The 14,285-nt window shown below is 50.2% G+C and carries 14 protein-coding genes and 1 tRNA gene; 7 read left to right on the top strand and 8 right to left on the bottom strand.

Annotated features, from left to right (window positions below; translation table 11 throughout):
* Positions 1-167 precede the first annotated feature (167 nt).
* Both FCS96_RS10155 and FCS96_RS10150 read left to right on the top strand, forming a co-directional pair.
* Positions 168-244 (top strand) — tRNA-Arg (locus tag FCS96_RS10155).
* 708 nt (positions 245-952) lie between these two features.
* Entirely contained in the window at positions 953-2,026 is a 1,074-nt protein-coding gene (locus FCS96_RS10150) for an ImmA/IrrE family metallo-endopeptidase (RefSeq protein ID WP_138440226.1), read from the top strand.
* A gap of 20 nt (positions 2,027-2,046) precedes the next feature.
* Here the strand turns inward: FCS96_RS10150 and FCS96_RS10145 are convergent, their stop codons facing one another.
* The 3 genes from FCS96_RS10145 to FCS96_RS10135 are packed head-to-tail and all read right to left on the bottom strand — an operon-like array spanning position 2,047 to position 4,127.
* Positions 2,047-2,982, bottom strand: a complete 936-nt coding sequence (locus FCS96_RS10145; protein WP_138440225.1) for an alpha-glutamyl/putrescinyl thymine pyrophosphorylase clade 3 protein — start codon at positions 2,980-2,982, stop codon at positions 2,047-2,049.
* Entirely contained in the window at positions 2,979-3,785 is an 807-nt protein-coding gene (locus FCS96_RS10140; RefSeq protein WP_212747070.1) for a hypothetical protein, read from the bottom strand. The genes FCS96_RS10145 and FCS96_RS10140 overlap by 4 nt, the downstream gene beginning before the upstream one ends.
* 39 nt (positions 3,786-3,824) lie before the next feature.
* Positions 3,825-4,127, bottom strand: a complete 303-nt coding sequence (locus tag FCS96_RS10135; protein ID WP_138440224.1) for a DUF4031 domain-containing protein — start codon at positions 4,125-4,127, stop codon at positions 3,825-3,827.
* 48 nt (positions 4,128-4,175) lie between these two features.
* Between FCS96_RS10135 and FCS96_RS10130 the strand changes: the two genes are divergently transcribed.
* Positions 4,176-4,514, top strand: coding sequence for a helix-turn-helix domain-containing protein (locus FCS96_RS10130; RefSeq protein WP_138440223.1), 339 nt, complete (start codon positions 4,176-4,178; stop codon positions 4,512-4,514).
* On the opposite strand, the gene FCS96_RS10125 is transcribed toward FCS96_RS10130, so the two are convergent.
* Positions 4,498-5,472: a thymidylate synthase gene (locus FCS96_RS10125; RefSeq protein WP_138440222.1), complete on the bottom strand. Its 975-nt coding sequence runs from the start codon at positions 5,470-5,472 to the stop codon at positions 4,498-4,500. The genes FCS96_RS10130 and FCS96_RS10125 overlap by 17 nt on opposite strands.
* A 71-nt stretch (positions 5,473-5,543) precedes the next feature.
* Complete coding sequence (locus FCS96_RS10120) at positions 5,544-5,744, bottom strand: helix-turn-helix domain-containing protein (RefSeq protein WP_138440221.1); 201 nt, start codon at positions 5,742-5,744, stop codon at positions 5,544-5,546.
* 150 nt (positions 5,745-5,894) lie between these two features.
* Between FCS96_RS10120 and FCS96_RS10115 the strand changes: the two genes are divergently transcribed.
* The 4 genes from FCS96_RS10115 to FCS96_RS10100 are packed head-to-tail and all read left to right on the top strand — an operon-like array spanning position 5,895 to position 7,872.
* A complete protein-coding gene (locus tag FCS96_RS10115; protein ID WP_138440220.1) occupies positions 5,895-6,131 on the top strand; it encodes a hypothetical protein in 237 nt (78 codons plus the stop codon).
* A complete protein-coding gene (locus tag FCS96_RS10110; protein WP_138440219.1) occupies positions 6,124-7,320 on the top strand; it encodes an Arm DNA-binding domain-containing protein in 1,197 nt (398 codons plus the stop codon). The genes FCS96_RS10115 and FCS96_RS10110 overlap by 8 nt, the downstream gene beginning before the upstream one ends.
* A complete protein-coding gene (locus FCS96_RS10105; protein ID WP_138440218.1) occupies positions 7,310-7,597 on the top strand; it encodes a hypothetical protein in 288 nt (95 codons plus the stop codon). Before FCS96_RS10110 ends, FCS96_RS10105 begins: the two co-directional genes overlap by 11 nt.
* Positions 7,594-7,872, top strand: coding sequence for a hypothetical protein (locus FCS96_RS10100; protein ID WP_138440217.1), 279 nt, complete (start codon positions 7,594-7,596; stop codon positions 7,870-7,872). The genes FCS96_RS10105 and FCS96_RS10100 overlap by 4 nt, the downstream gene beginning before the upstream one ends.
* A 20-nt stretch (positions 7,873-7,892) precedes the next feature.
* On the opposite strand, the gene FCS96_RS10095 is transcribed toward FCS96_RS10100, so the two are convergent.
* From FCS96_RS10095 to FCS96_RS10085, 3 genes are read right to left on the bottom strand one after another with little or no spacing between them, the layout of a single operon-like run.
* On the bottom strand, positions 7,893-11,282 hold the full coding sequence (locus FCS96_RS10095) for a tyrosine-type recombinase/integrase (RefSeq protein WP_138440216.1): 3,390 nt from the start codon (positions 11,280-11,282) through the stop codon (positions 7,893-7,895).
* Positions 11,279-13,621, bottom strand: coding sequence for a site-specific integrase (locus tag FCS96_RS10090; RefSeq protein WP_138440215.1), 2,343 nt, complete (start codon positions 13,619-13,621; stop codon positions 11,279-11,281). The genes FCS96_RS10095 and FCS96_RS10090 overlap by 4 nt, the downstream gene beginning before the upstream one ends.
* Entirely contained in the window at positions 13,618-14,157 is a 540-nt protein-coding gene (locus FCS96_RS10085; protein ID WP_138440214.1) for a hypothetical protein, read from the bottom strand. The genes FCS96_RS10090 and FCS96_RS10085 overlap by 4 nt, the downstream gene beginning before the upstream one ends.
* Positions 14,158-14,285: the final 128 nt, after the last annotated feature.

Genomic DNA, 14,285 nt, shown 5'->3' with positions numbered 1-14,285 from the left:
AGAGTTCGTCTGCGCACGTAAGATTGCGCACTCGAAATTAACGCACTGCCGTTAACTTTCGTTCCGCCCGTAGCTCAGCTGGATAGAGCGCTGCCCTCCGGAGGCAAGGGTCAGAGAGAAAATCCGGAACCGAAGGCAACGGTCAAACATGCCAACTTTGTTGAAGACCGCCCGTAGCTCAGCTGGATAGAGCGCCGCCCTCCGGAGGCGGAGGTCAGAGGTTCGAATCCTCTCGGGCGGGCCATCTTAATGGTAAATCAGCACGTTACGGCCCCGATCTTTCTTTCATCTCCGATTCCCAAATCCGAAATCACCCAGGCTTCAAATCAGGTAATTACCTTTGCCCGGTTTTTCAAATTGTTCCGTTTGGCACACGAAATAGAGCCTGTGTCCAAACTGTGTCCACGGTGTGTCCATACCTTAGCCGGGATTGTTCTGAGCGCAAAAATGCTGACCTTTGCCCTCAAACCGACCTACCGCCTCAAAAGACCTAACCAGATTCTCTATCGTTTAGGCAGAAAACCTTAATGCGTCGACGTTTTATAAGTGAAGTCGATCGGCTACACTCTTTCAGAATTTGTAACAGCCGACAAAACTCACCATGAAAAGAGCCGAGACCCAAAGGATTTGGAACTAGCATTTGCCAATAAAGAGATTAGAACGCTCTGCCTCAGCGGACATCTCGCAGAAGAGGACCTTGGCCGACAGCTGGCATCTTTGCTTAGGCGCCGTCTGGCAGATTTAAGCGCGATGGCCAATGTATCAGAGCTCTCGGCAATGCCCTGGGGCTTCCAGGAGCTTGATAAGTACGACTCCAGGTGCCTCATAAAGCTAAGTCACGGATACGCGCTATTCTTTGAGTCAGGCCATCGCAAAGCACCACATTTAGAGAACGGGATAATAAATTGGTCTAAGGTTCGACGCATCAAGATCCTTGGCGTGGAGAAACGCAATGATTGAAAGCGCTAGCTTTTTACCTGACTGGGTCAGCCCGCCCGGCGAAACAATCCTAGATTTTCTGAATGAACAAGGACTTTCGCCTTACGATCTCGCCCAAGAAATCGACACCACTGTCGAGAATACCCATCAATTGCTCCGTGGAGAGCGGGCAATTAACTCTGATTTGGCGATGAAGCTTACAGAGATTGTTGGAGGCTCACCTAACTTCTGGTTAACTCGTGAGGAACAGTTCCGAGCGGGGCTGGATAGACTCAAAAACAACGAGGAATGGGCAAACCAATTCCCAGTGAAAGAAATGGCAGACTTAGGCTGGGTTCCTCCTGTCAAAAAGTCCTCCCAAAAAATCGCTGCCTGTCTACGGTACTTTGATTTGCCGTCTGTCTCTGATTGGTTTCAACATTACGACGGGAGCCATCGACTTCCCGCATTCCGGACGTCTCCGACATTTGGCTCAGACGAAGGCGCAACTTTGGCTTGGCTGCGGAAAGGTGAGATTGAGGCCTCAAAAATCAAATGCGAAGCGTGGGATCAAGATCAATTCTTCGGAGCACTATCCAAAATAAGAGACCTAACTCGCCAGAAGAGGCCGGAGATTTTCATTCCTGAGCTGAAACGAATATGCGCAAACGCAGGGGTGGCATTAGTTATCGAACCATCTCCCAAAGGTTGCAAAGCCAGTGGCGCGACTAGGCTTCTAAGCCCGCAAAAAGCCAACATAATGATGAGCGGACGCTACTTATCTGACGATCATTTTTGGTTTACTTTCTTCCATGAAGCGGGGCACTTGGTTCTCCACAAAGAATTTATCGAGAATTGCGAGCAAAACCAAGGTAAGCAAGAAACAGAAGCGAACCAGTTCTCTTTTGACATTCTTATTCCTGAGGCGCACCAGCCTGAATTTTTACGGCTTCCGGTGAACACCAGAACAGTGATGAGATTCGCAAGAAAGATCGGCATTTCGCCAGGAATTGTCGTAGGCCAGATGCAAAATCACGGGCACTGCCCCTTCAACATGCTTAACAGACTTAAAACCCGTTACACGGAAAAGCAACTAACCTCTGCATAACGGAGCCCTAATTGTCTGTACTAACCTCTAAAATGCTTATATCGGCTCGGGCTTTTTTGCCAGTTGCAAATAGCATCTTCAATCTCTTGCATTCCAACCCCCAATGAGTCTGCCAACTTAACTACCTCGGCATCAACTTCATGAGGTGTCATATCGGAATGAGTGTGCCCAGAAACAAGCAGCTTTGCGCCTCTCAAGGGACCTGTTGAGTTAACAATGTATGGAGAATCTGCCTCGATATGAATAACTCCAAGCTTAGCTAACATAGTGAGGTAGTCGAACTTAGCCATGCGTCCGAATCTTAGAACATTCATGTCTTTATAGAGCCAATTGAATGCAACCCTCTTATCACCACCCGCTGCTCTATAGGCGGCGTCAAACATAGCTTGATGACTCCCATATTGAGCAACCCAAGCCACGTAACTCTCCACAACGAGACCAGTTGCTATGGACTTACTTGGATCAATGGACTCGTACTTTCTATGGTTTCCAAATTTGCGAGCTATACCGTCTGTCCGCATTGAATGAAAGTTGGACTTCAACCACCGACTAATCCCCTCAGGGTCAGAATACACTCTGTCCCATGTCCATAAATCCTGACCCAAAGCTCCATACACATCCTGAGCAAGCCTCCAATTCGATTCCAGATTCTTACCGAAATGGGTAGCTAAAAAAACTAACCAGCTAGCCTCTTCAATATTTCCGTTAACTCTATGCCATACTGCCGCCCTGAGCGGGTCAAATAGGTCGCTTTTCGGATCAGTTCGGGATTTGCTTATTGGACGAGATCCCAGCTTTCTCGCGAACTCGACTCGCCGGATACTATCAACAACTTGATCGATGAATACCACGCGATTCTCTGTTGCATCTAGCCCTTGAAGCTCCCGCTCGTTAGCGATGTAATCTGTGAGTGCTGCATCGAGCTGCTCAAATAACTTTTGTCTCGCAACCCTCAACAGAACACCTCCATAGCACTATTGGAAATCCATTTCTGAATCCCTTGACGAACTTGCGAGGTAACACCAAAACTGCTCTGGAGGTTATGATTATATCCTAAGAGTGACACTTCCCTGCCTAGGTCTATTCCAGATATACGCCTCAATTTTCCGGTATATGCGAAGCCCTCGACTCCTCTGCTGTTCTTTCGCGGCAACATCCAATCCTGGACAGGCACTTTTCTAAAAGAACATTCAGCAATTACTTTCAAGTTCTCAATCACTGATTGGCCATTGAGAACTATCACTTCAACCTCCGACTGTCTAAGCAAAAGACCTAGAACATCACCAGATTCGCTGAGCAGTGAAGAACGCTGACTGGTACTGAGCGCCCCCCATTTAGTCGTTGTGGCATATGGGACAAGGTCTAAATGGCACGCATCTGCGAACATACCGTAATACGATGCACCAGCATCAACGAAGAGTCGCTCCAACGCTTGAAACCAAGAATCATATGGATTGCCGTGAAAATAGCCCCTACACGACTCCAGGATTAAGTCCAGGTGGCAGTCCTCTACTTGCGACCAACTATCCAGCCCTAAAGACGTCAGGGTGTGAAAGCGCCGATCGCTACCTATCAGCTCCTGGCCCTCAGCATTAACAAACTCTCGATTACTTGGGTTTAACCCGAGGGTCGCAACTCTTGAAGAAAACACGTCACCGAACGAAATCACTGGTGCAGCCCATTGAATCACACTGGCTTCTTCCAAGGATGGGCGGCCGAGGCGACGCAACAGGTCCGATAAAATATTCTTCGCGTCCATATCACCACCTTTATTCTGAAATTTTGAGGTACTCAAAAATCATAGCAGCAGGCCCAGTTGCCTGTATTCCGCCCCCAAGATTAAGGTTTGCTCAGCCTTTAGCTTTTTAGCACAGCGAATAATCTGCCTCCGTTCACCAACAACCGCTCCTTGACTCAGTGCTAGCTGTCTTCTCGCCACCGTAACATCATAATGCGGATAAGAAGCACTGGCTTGAAACCACTCTGGTCGCATTCCAATACTCTCTGCAAATTGGTGCAACTCGGTCAAAGTATCTGCAACCATGTGGCACCACTCCTTACCCTGCCACTGCACTCGTGAGTTATCCACATAAACTGCCATCTAACTCAGTCCTTTTCAATTTGCATTTTTTGCAATATATTATGCCGAATGAACAGAAAACTCAATAAAAACGAATCAGCTATTCTTGCGAAAGCAATTTACCAAAAAAGGCTATCAATCGGCCTAACTTTGGCTGAACTAGAAAATATTACTGGAGTTAACAGCAGCCAGATTTCCAGGTTCGAAGCTGCTAGTTTCAAATTCGCCTCAAAAAATTTACAAAAAATATGCAATTTTTTGCAAGTTGAGACCTTATACAAAAACCCGAACACTGATCTTGGGGAAAGAGTGGAAAAATTTGCGGGGAAATCGCCGTTACATCGCCTAGCCGTAGAAGAATTACTGCGAGCAATTGAGCATATTGATTCGATTAAGGCTTCCGATTAGCCAACTTATCATCAATAAAAATATGGTATGCCCGATCACCGATGCCCCTTTGGATCTCCGAACACTTGGAAAAGTCCTTGAGTTTGAAGCTTTGTAGCCACATCAATAGAAAACAGACATCGCGCCAGTATGGCTTGATGTCAATGTTAATCTCATTAACGTCAACACACCCGTCGCACCTCACCAAATCGGCAACCCTTTTCACCTCATTGATTGCGGGCCAAGGATCACCTACCGGCATTGGATTCATAGAGATTTTATTCATCCAGCCTTCTTCCACGTACCCACGGGCTTTGTCTAGGTGATCTTCATATAGATGCAAGCTACCCGCGCAGTGTTGGTAAACCCCAACATCCACCCCGACCGAGCGAGCAATTAGCTCTTGGAGCATGGTGAATGCAAAAACGTCGTGAGGTAGGCCCCAATAGGCATCATTCGATCTCATATTCACCAGTAGATTTAGCTGACCACCTCTAATTAAAAACTGGAGCGTACAAGTACAAGGGATCGATTTATATGGTACAGCTAGGTCAGAAGCATCGAACAATTGTATTACAGCCCGTCTTGAAGAAGGCTTTTCTTGTAACAAATTAATTATATTTTGGATCTGATTTATCCACCCCCCATGATTGAATAGTCGCTCACCATAGCCACTGCGAACTGTAATTCCGTCTTCTGATTCACCTTCATAAAACGACCCAACATAGTATTTTATGAACTTGAGATCATTTTTCCCTGTCAAATACCACAGAAACTCTCCTAAGGCACTGAAAAGCTTTCCCTTGCTCTCACTTCTACTCAACCTGGCACGAGGGTTCGTGAGCAGGAAGGTCGCCCCGAACAGCTCCTTCATGCGGCCGCGACTAGCTTCTACATATTCGTCCAACGACAGGAGTTTTTCTAAAACCTCGTGCATTAAATCGTCAAGCGTTTCTGCTTTAAAAAAGTTTTCCGACATGTCTCACCAGAACTCACCCGAAAGATTTACCTAACTTGTGTTAGAACCATAGAGAAGAATCGCTTCGACATTCAGTCAACGAATTCGAACAACTCACCGACTTCACACTTTAGGTAGCGGCAAAGAGCGTCAATTGTTTCAAGCTCAACGCGGCTAGCGGTCTCATGATAAAGCCGGGTAATAGTGCCCCGGTTCACGCCCGTTTCCCTTGCCACATCAACAATCTTGAGCTTCTTCTCACCCATCAGCTTAGACAGATGGCACTTAATCATTTGGCCCACCAAAGAACAAATTAACCCACAGGAGATCAAAAAGACTTGCAAAAGGTCTTTATGAGTGCATAATGATCTACAGGAGGACATTTTGAGGCGCAACACGAACCTTTTGCCCTCCATGGCTGACAATATCAAAGGAGTTTTCTTATGTCACAGGAATATCTCACTACTGAAGAACTGGCCGAACGGATCAAGTACGACACCCGGACCATTCGCGAACGTTTGAAAGACTCGGTCCTGCTTGAGGGTGTGCACTACTTCAGGCCGTTCGGTGGTCGCAAGATCCTCTACATTTGGGACGTTATCGAGCAGGACATGCTCAATCACTCCAGCAGCCATGCCTTTGCCGTACCAATGGCCGGAGGAGGTGTGTGCCGTGGGTAAGATCGTAGAGCGCCCAGAAACGGGCAAACTATTTTTTGACTTCAGATATGACGGCAAGCGCTGTAGGGAGCAGACAACGCTCGATAGTACGCCGGCAAATCGCAAAAAACTGGAAAGTATCCTCAAGAAAATTGAGGCGGAGATCACGCTCGGCACGTTCGAGTACCACCGCTACTTCCCCAACAGCCCTCGTGCAAAGGAGTTCACCAAACAAGCGGAAGTACAACGAGCCAGGGAGACACATGACACGCCGTTGTTCGAAGCCTTCTCGAAGGACTGGCTCGACGAAATGAAGATCCAGTGGCGCCTGTCACACATCACCACCGTGGAGGGAACATTGAAAAACTACCTCAACCCTTGTTTCGGGGAAAAAGAGGTTGGCCGCATCACCAAAAAAGACGTTCTCGATTTCCGGGCCTCACTCGCCAAAGTTACAACCCAGAGCGAAAAACATCTTTCAGCCAGTCGTATCAACCGAATCATGACGCCTTTGCGCATGATCCTTAGCGAAGCAGCCAACCGATTTGAGTTTAGCTCACCCTATCACGGGATTAAATCACTGAAGGTCCCAAGGACTGATGTCGAACCGTTCAGTATCGAAGAGGTGAAGCAAATCATCGATACCGTTCGACCTGACTTCCGGAATTATTACGTCGTTCGATTCTTCACCGGGATGCGCACTGGTGAGATCGACGGGCTTCAATGGGACCACGTGGATTTCAAAAGGCGCCAGATTCTGGTTCGTCAGGCATTGGTTCAGGGACGTCTGGAATACACCAAAAACGATGGCTCCTTCCGCACCATCGAAATGTCTCAACTGGTTGTGGATGCGCTGAACAATCAGAAGAAAGCGACGGGCAAAATGAACTTCGTTTTCTCCACACGGACCGGTGGCCCGATGAACCACAACAATGTCACTAAGCGGGTTTGGTACCCCCTGCTTCGACACCTGGGCTTACGCAAGCGACGTCCTTATCAAACACGCCACACCGCGGCTACGTTGTGGCTGGCGGCCGGGGAGAATCCGGAGTGGATTGCTCGTCAGATGGGCCACACAACGACTGAAATGCTGTTTCGGGTGTATTCACGGTATGTGCCGAATCTCACCCGACGGGATGGGTCAGCTTTTGAGCGACTTCTTATTACCGAATTCGACAGCAAACCAAAGGAGGTGTCCGATGAAACCTAATCTTACTGTGATTCAGAATAACAACCGGGCCTTGGCACCTGACCCGCAGTTTGTTTATAAGCTTGCTGATGCCCTGAACTGTGCCCTCCAGATCCAATCCGGGCGTCAGCTAATTTACTGGCTTGGCACTGGAGAGGAACTATCCAACCTGGAGGCACTACAGACATGGGTACGTTCTCAATTGCTGGAGCATGGATTACATCCAACTAGTCAGACGCTCGCATTCTTGATGGTCGAGCTGGAAAAGTCGCTGAATCGCTGGGAGGCAGACCAATGAATCGTTTTGCCATGATGAGGAAATCGTCCCATGAGGTCGGCACCTACCTCGTCGTCATGATCATCGCGCAAGAAAGCCGTGAGGAGCAGACTGCAGTGCAACTACTGCTGCAATCAGAGTCTGGCAGCATCCGGGCGTTCCTCGCCCTTCAAACGCAGGAGAATCGGATACCAGGGCTCTACGAACGAATTTTCGCACTTTTACTCATTCTTCATTTTGGCCAACCGCCATACGGTTTCATCGAAGAATTCGTGCAGCTTCCTGACATCCTCTAACTTAAAGTCGTGCCGGTCTGTCACGCTGCGTCCGTGGCAGACCGGCTTCTTTTCCGGGCATCGACCAGGATTCCGCCCACCCTCTCAATCGGCGGCAATAGAATAACGGCAGACACCAGAACAAACTCGACCACCGTCCAGGTACTTCGATTGCCGCGCCTGTCTGGGTAGAAATCAATATGAGCAGTCCCGTTCGGCAAAGGTCGGGATTGACCAGGCTTACCCCCGCGAACCTTGATCCGCTCAGCGGAAACACCCAACGCTTCGGACCAGTATGTCTTCGCTACCTTTGCATCAAGTTCAGGGGCAACCACCAGGTCAACAAAGGCTCGGCCTTTTAATCCAATCGAGTCGATGACTCTGAGAAAATCTCGCTTATCGGCCACGTTCCTGAGTTTGATCTGCGTCTTGGATCGCTGAAAGCTCTTTGCACAAGCGGCCAAAACGTCCATGACCATCGCCGGCTCGCTTGCGAATAACTCCGTTAAATGCCGAAAAACCTTGTCAGACTCTGCCTTCAGCACTTTCTCCCTTGGCGGTGCGATAAGAATTTCTATGGCTGGCGCATGATCGGGACGCGTCTCAGGCAGCGTGCGCTCCTTTCGGTACTGAGTACGATGGAATCTGAGTTGGGGCGTGTTCCGTTGGGTTGTCGTGTTCGAGAGTAGTTCGGCGCGATAAAACCACTCCCGAATCGAAGCAAGCGGAAGATCATAACTATCCGCCAACGCGCGAAACGCGTCACCCTCGGGCATTTGAGCCAGGTGGACATCTCTCTGTGATAGCTTGTCCAACGCTGAAAACATGTCGTACAAAAGCATAGGGGAGACTCGATCAAGCGGACTATTTTCTGTTGCTTGCAATTCAGGTTGGGCGGGAAGTTTGCTTCGAAACCAATGGGTTTTCACGAATGAACGTTTCCATTTCCGCCGCAAGATATACTGGAATTCTTGCGCTCGAGTCTGGCCTGAAAGCCCGTTTCGACCGCGAAACTTTTCGATTCCAGAGTCGCCAACCCCAAGCAGTTGTGCCTGTTGAGTCAACGAGAGCTCCGGATCCCTGCGTTTGCACAAATAAACACCTAACATCCAGTCCAACAGATGGCTGTAAGTTGACATGGTTTCTCCTGGAGACAGGTGCCCACACCAGGTACAGAGCTCCCAAAGATGCGATTGTGTTGGTGCTCCAGCGCTTCCCAGATCCGCCAACTGAGAGAAGTCCTTCGCCCAATGGGGCAGGAGTGCCTTGCCGCGTTCATCCATTACCCAGTGATTGAGGGTCAGCTCGCCAGGCTCAGCCTCCAGCAACCTCAAAAAATTGAACGTAGCGAAGCTGTGCCGGTTGTGATGAAACCTGATTGTCGGATCACCACTGGCCGATTGCATTGCCCGGGTCACCAACTTAAAGCAGTCGTTGTCATAGGCGATTGAGGTGGAACTTCCTTCCGGCGAAAACAAAAAAGCGTTCTGGCGTTCGCCTCCGAGCTCATGCTTTCTCTGCCCAACCCAACGCCGGAGTTTTTGTAGTTCTTCATCAGTAAACAACAGCCAGGCAGGAATTCTCCGGACAGAAGAAAGGGATTTTAGTTTGTGCCCGCGCTGATTCATCATCCGAATCGAGACCTTCCCGAAACCCGGCTCCATCAACCCCTCCAAATCCTGCAGCCGAAGACGGGCCACTTCCCCTCGCCTCATTCCACAGCGGTAAGCGATGGTTAGAACCAAAGAGCAGGTGCTTGCCTGCCGCTGATTGGGGATACACTCCAACCACTCTACCGCCCGACTGTATTCGCGCGGGGTTAAAAAGTTTGCATCAACGTTTCGCGGGGTCGCGGAGTCGTGATCAAGATCCACCTGCGGAACTGAATACTCCCGGCAGAGCCAGGTATGAAACTGATGCAGGCGCTGGCGACGATAAGCCTGGCTCTCGCGGCTGGGGCTGATGAGGATCGCTTTTTCGTACAGCTCAGTCCAATCATCGCCGTCGTAGCTCCCTAGATCTGGATCATCAAGGCTGGCCACAAGCAAAGGTTTGCCGATGGATTGCAGGTATTGTTTCGCCGAAGAAAGAGCCAGCTTTTTCTCATTGAGTGAACGACGACGAAGCCTATATAGCAGCCACTGAGCAATAAGGGTTAAGACAACCGGGCCATCCTGGGAAGCTTCAATAAATCGTTCGAGAGCCCTGGTCGCTTTGGATGTCGAGCGGTCGCTTCCGGCGTCCTCTTTACGCTGTAGGAGGCATTGGTTTAGACGCCTCAAAGCGCCCTTATGGTCCTTGCCAAGCCGTCCGCCGTCTAGCGCCCTTTGAACCGGAATGGACTTCTCGCCCCTTACGGGGGCCCAAAGCCGGTCTTCTTGATGTCCAGTTTCATTGTTCGTGTCCCCGGCAATTAAACCAGTCTGCAGTCGTAACCAGGCTTCTCTCGGGACGGAAGGGCCGGACTCCAAAGAACTCGCGTAATGTATTAGAAAGCCGGGGTAGTCTTTGGCGGCCTCTCTACAGGCGTGTTCCTGCAACCACCGCGTGATTCTGGGGCGCCCATTTTTTTGGGATGTCAGGCGAGGTATATCCAGAGCCTTGGGCAAAGCTAAGGCGTTCAAGAATGCTGCCAAACACACCTCAATCTGATAGTGAGGTGCTTCCTGAGAGAAAGGCCATGATCGCCCAAACTTTCTATACCACCGAAGTAACAACATCGACGTAATCGGATCTGGAAACCAGCGCCGAGTGGCCTGCGCTTTGGTGACATCCAGATCGGATCGGTAGGCCCCGATATCTCTCATACGCAATTCTAGAGATATTCCCATTTCCTCTGACCAAGGGCCTCGTTCAATAGCCTTTGGCAGCGCTGTCACCCAACTCGCGTTGAGCAGCGCGCCTCGAGTAATTGCAGAAAAAATCAGACGGCCTGCTTCGACTTGCGTTGCACTAAAACGGGCTTCTTTGCGACCGGGGATCACGACCTCTGATCGTTGCCATTCCAGATGTTGAGAAGCGATCTGTAGAAGCTCACGATATGGTCGACCTCGTCGCTGGCCGTCGACAGAAATCGCGGACTTCGGGGGGTGATACACTCGAATGGGACTGGGCACGTCCAGTCGCCATCCAAGCTCACGAACCCCTTTAGCGAGCCCGGTGACGAGAAAATTATATCGATCCCGATAATCGTGGTTGCAAGCACCCTCGCCCAAGCATCTCAGAATAGCCTCTAATTCAGTTTGCTCTAGAGAAACGTCTCTCTCACCCAAGAATAACGAAGGGGCCTTTTCTTCCAGGACCTTTAGTGCTTCCCTCTTCTCTTTCAGGCGACGAGCGTCGCGTTTATTTTTACGGTTTCTGTCACCCAGACTTTCCCGGGTTTTAAGCGCTTTCAGAGACCAGCCAACCCATGCCTTCAACTCTGTCACGCCAATCCCTCCAACGCTTCCCAGCCCATCTTTGAAAACAGCTCGCCTATAGACTCTCGAAACTGCTCGTAATAAGTAACCGGATCCATTGTGGAAAAGTGGCTGAAGGGGTTTTGGCTGTCGGACCAGTGCCCCATGAAAGCATCGACTGCCGTTCCGGGCAGACCATCGCGCCTAAAGCTACTTCTTAACAGGTGTCGATTGATATTCAGGGGGAGGTCGTATGTGTCCTGCAGGTATTCGGTCAATGTTTTCTGCCCAACGCTTTCGGGTACCAGTTCGGTTGTCAGAAAGAAAAACAGTGGCAAATTGTCGAAGGCGCCGTCTTGCTTGAGTATGCGGACGCGGTTCAGAACGACGCTACGATGACGAATGTAGTGTTTCAATTGCTTTTGGCACTCAGGAACCAGCGGCACGACGCGGTCTTTCTGTTCGGAATCGCCAGATTTGTCGTTAATCAACACGAGGCTTCGCTGCCAATCAATATCCTCGGCATAGGGTATCGGATCCTGAACGGCACGGTGACCCGTGACAAACAGCACCATCATCACCACGTATCGGGTGTAACTGTTGTGGAAATCGATCCAGGCCTTTGACCCAACGCCCGGCTGCATTGTCAGACGGATCGCTCTCTGAAAATCTTTGACAAGCAACTGAAGTGGTTCAATCTTGGGACAGATCTGGGAGCCCAGCCCCAGCCCATGTTTGTAGGCTCGCCCGCCAGTTCCAACCCACATGTCGATCGGAAACTTGGAGAGTGCGCGGGCGTATGCAGCTGAGATCTGTGACTTCGTGGCAAAGTGATAATAAAGTGATGCAATCTGACCTGTTGTTGGCATTTGTCCGGTGATCAGAGCCGCTTCTGCTCTGTCTCCCTCTCCGACAGTCAGCGCATCGAAGAGGGCCTGTTGGATGCGTAGAAGCGTAAACCTCGTTTGGTGTCGTTTGTTGAGCCGAGAGAGGAGTTCTTTCGCAGGCTCAATGATGTCTTTGGACTTCTGTCGGAATAATGGGCCTGACTTTTCTGGCAAGAGTTCGGACGGAAATTCTTTTATTCGATTGATCAGGATCAATCGCAACTCATAGGGCAAGCGGAGCCGCAAGACGGCTCGAGTCGCCTCAAAGTACGGGAACCAATCAGATTTCCTCGACCTCGCCTGGTTTGGCCGAACCACCCCTCTGCCCCAGATTCCGTCACTTGGCGCGAGAAAAAGTGCGCTCGCTCTGAGCTTTTTTCGAACGTCCGTTGAAGAATTATAGAGCTGGACGTTAGTGACCTCGGCCAGTGAACTGCCGGTAATCAGTGATAGGAGCAATGCAACAGAAATGACCGGGTTTTCTGCATTGCTGTCAGCAATAGCACGAAACAGCACGTAGAGCTCGTAAGCGCTTAACTTTGGCCACCGAGACGGGACTGTCTGCTGATTTTTCACGGCATGCCGGTAGGCGTTTCGACTTCGGTAAGGTTGATGGGAGAGCGATTCCCCCAAACTCGTCTTTACAGGCCGATCTCCGATGACGAGCTTTATCGGAGATAGTGCCTCCTCCGTTGCTGCTCCCGCATCTCTCAGGCTTTTCTGGCTCGGGCCAGACGGCTCGACCTCCTCCCGAATTTTAAAGCACTCTTCACCCACGTATTGATCGTCGGGGTCGGGCAAGTTAAAGCGGGACTCCCAAACCTGCCTGGCGCTTAGCTCCTCTGCTCCCGGTGCGCCTGGATAAAGATTACGATGCGGGGACCGTCGCCGCTTAAAGGAATATGCCAGACATCGCTCGAGGACTTTCCGGGCCTTTGCAAGGCCCTTGTTCGAGGGTGCATAGGGGATGTGTCTAACCAGTTCGTACAAGCGCTCGGACGAGCCCGGTATGGCTGGAAATTGGTCCAACGCATCGGCAGGTAACATTCGCATTCGACGGCAGACTTCCCGACAGTTGTCCAAAAGGCCACCGTGATTACCAACGATTTCATTTTTTCGCTCGACCGCCTGCTGCAAAGTCTTCGCAATCCACAACACATGGCAGCTCAAACGAAGGTACTCCTGTGGCCAACCTTTTCGTGCGCCGATGTGCAATAGCAGTGCATGAACGGGAAAATCCATTTTTAACCCATGGGCGCCAGACGAACGATCGAACGGGTCTTCTTCAAAAGTCGCGCTTTCATCGCCAATCCACCACTGAAGATTCTCCAGCGTCCCTCGATCAAATACACCTCCGTTGATCTCCTCAAGGCACGGTACCAGTTGCGAAAACGCACTCTTCAAATGTCTCTCACCCGACAGATCCTCTCGCAGACCAATTTCTTGAATTGCTTCAGGCGACAGCTCCGGGAAAATACTCATGTACCCTGCCTCCCCAGCGCCAGAAATTCAGAGCGAAAATGCGCAGGTTTTTTGGAAAAGTCTCGCCGGTTAATGCCAACGGCTTCTGCCACTCCTGACCTGCTGACGAATCGCGGTGACAGTTGCCCTCTGTGCCGTTTGTCTTCAAGTTCTCCCCAAAGCAACGGAACCACGAGTGAGGCTGACTCGCGATCCACCACCCGCATAATGACGTCAATAAGCGCCGACTGAGCGGCAAAGATTTTCGGGTCGGGGATACTGTCAGGAGGTAAAATTACCATGGGGACTTTTGCTGCTTCGTCCAGTTGCCTGACGAGGTAGAACGAGCGCAAGCCGCCGATAATACGGTACTTCCCGCTTTTCGATTTGAAGCCAACCAAGGGTGACAAAGCGACTGCGATCTCCACGGCATAACTCGACAACTGCATCGTGTCGAGACGAGCCCCGCAGACATTAGCAACCGCTTCAGCAATCTTTTGAACGGGCTGAAAAAGTTCAACATCACCGACAGAAACATACTTCACGTTACAATTCACCAAGCACTCCTCGGAAATCTTTAACAAACTTATGAAACCTTGAAATAAAGGCAAAGGTCAAATAAAAAAATGCCCGCCATCTATATATGTAAAACTTGTTTTATCTAATGCCAAAAAAACAGAACTGA

Source organism: Marinobacter alexandrii, assembly GCF_005871205.1.
GTDB lineage: Bacteria > Pseudomonadota > Gammaproteobacteria > Pseudomonadales > Oleiphilaceae > Marinobacter > Marinobacter alexandrii.
This window is presented reverse-complemented; position numbering and strand designations above follow the sequence as displayed.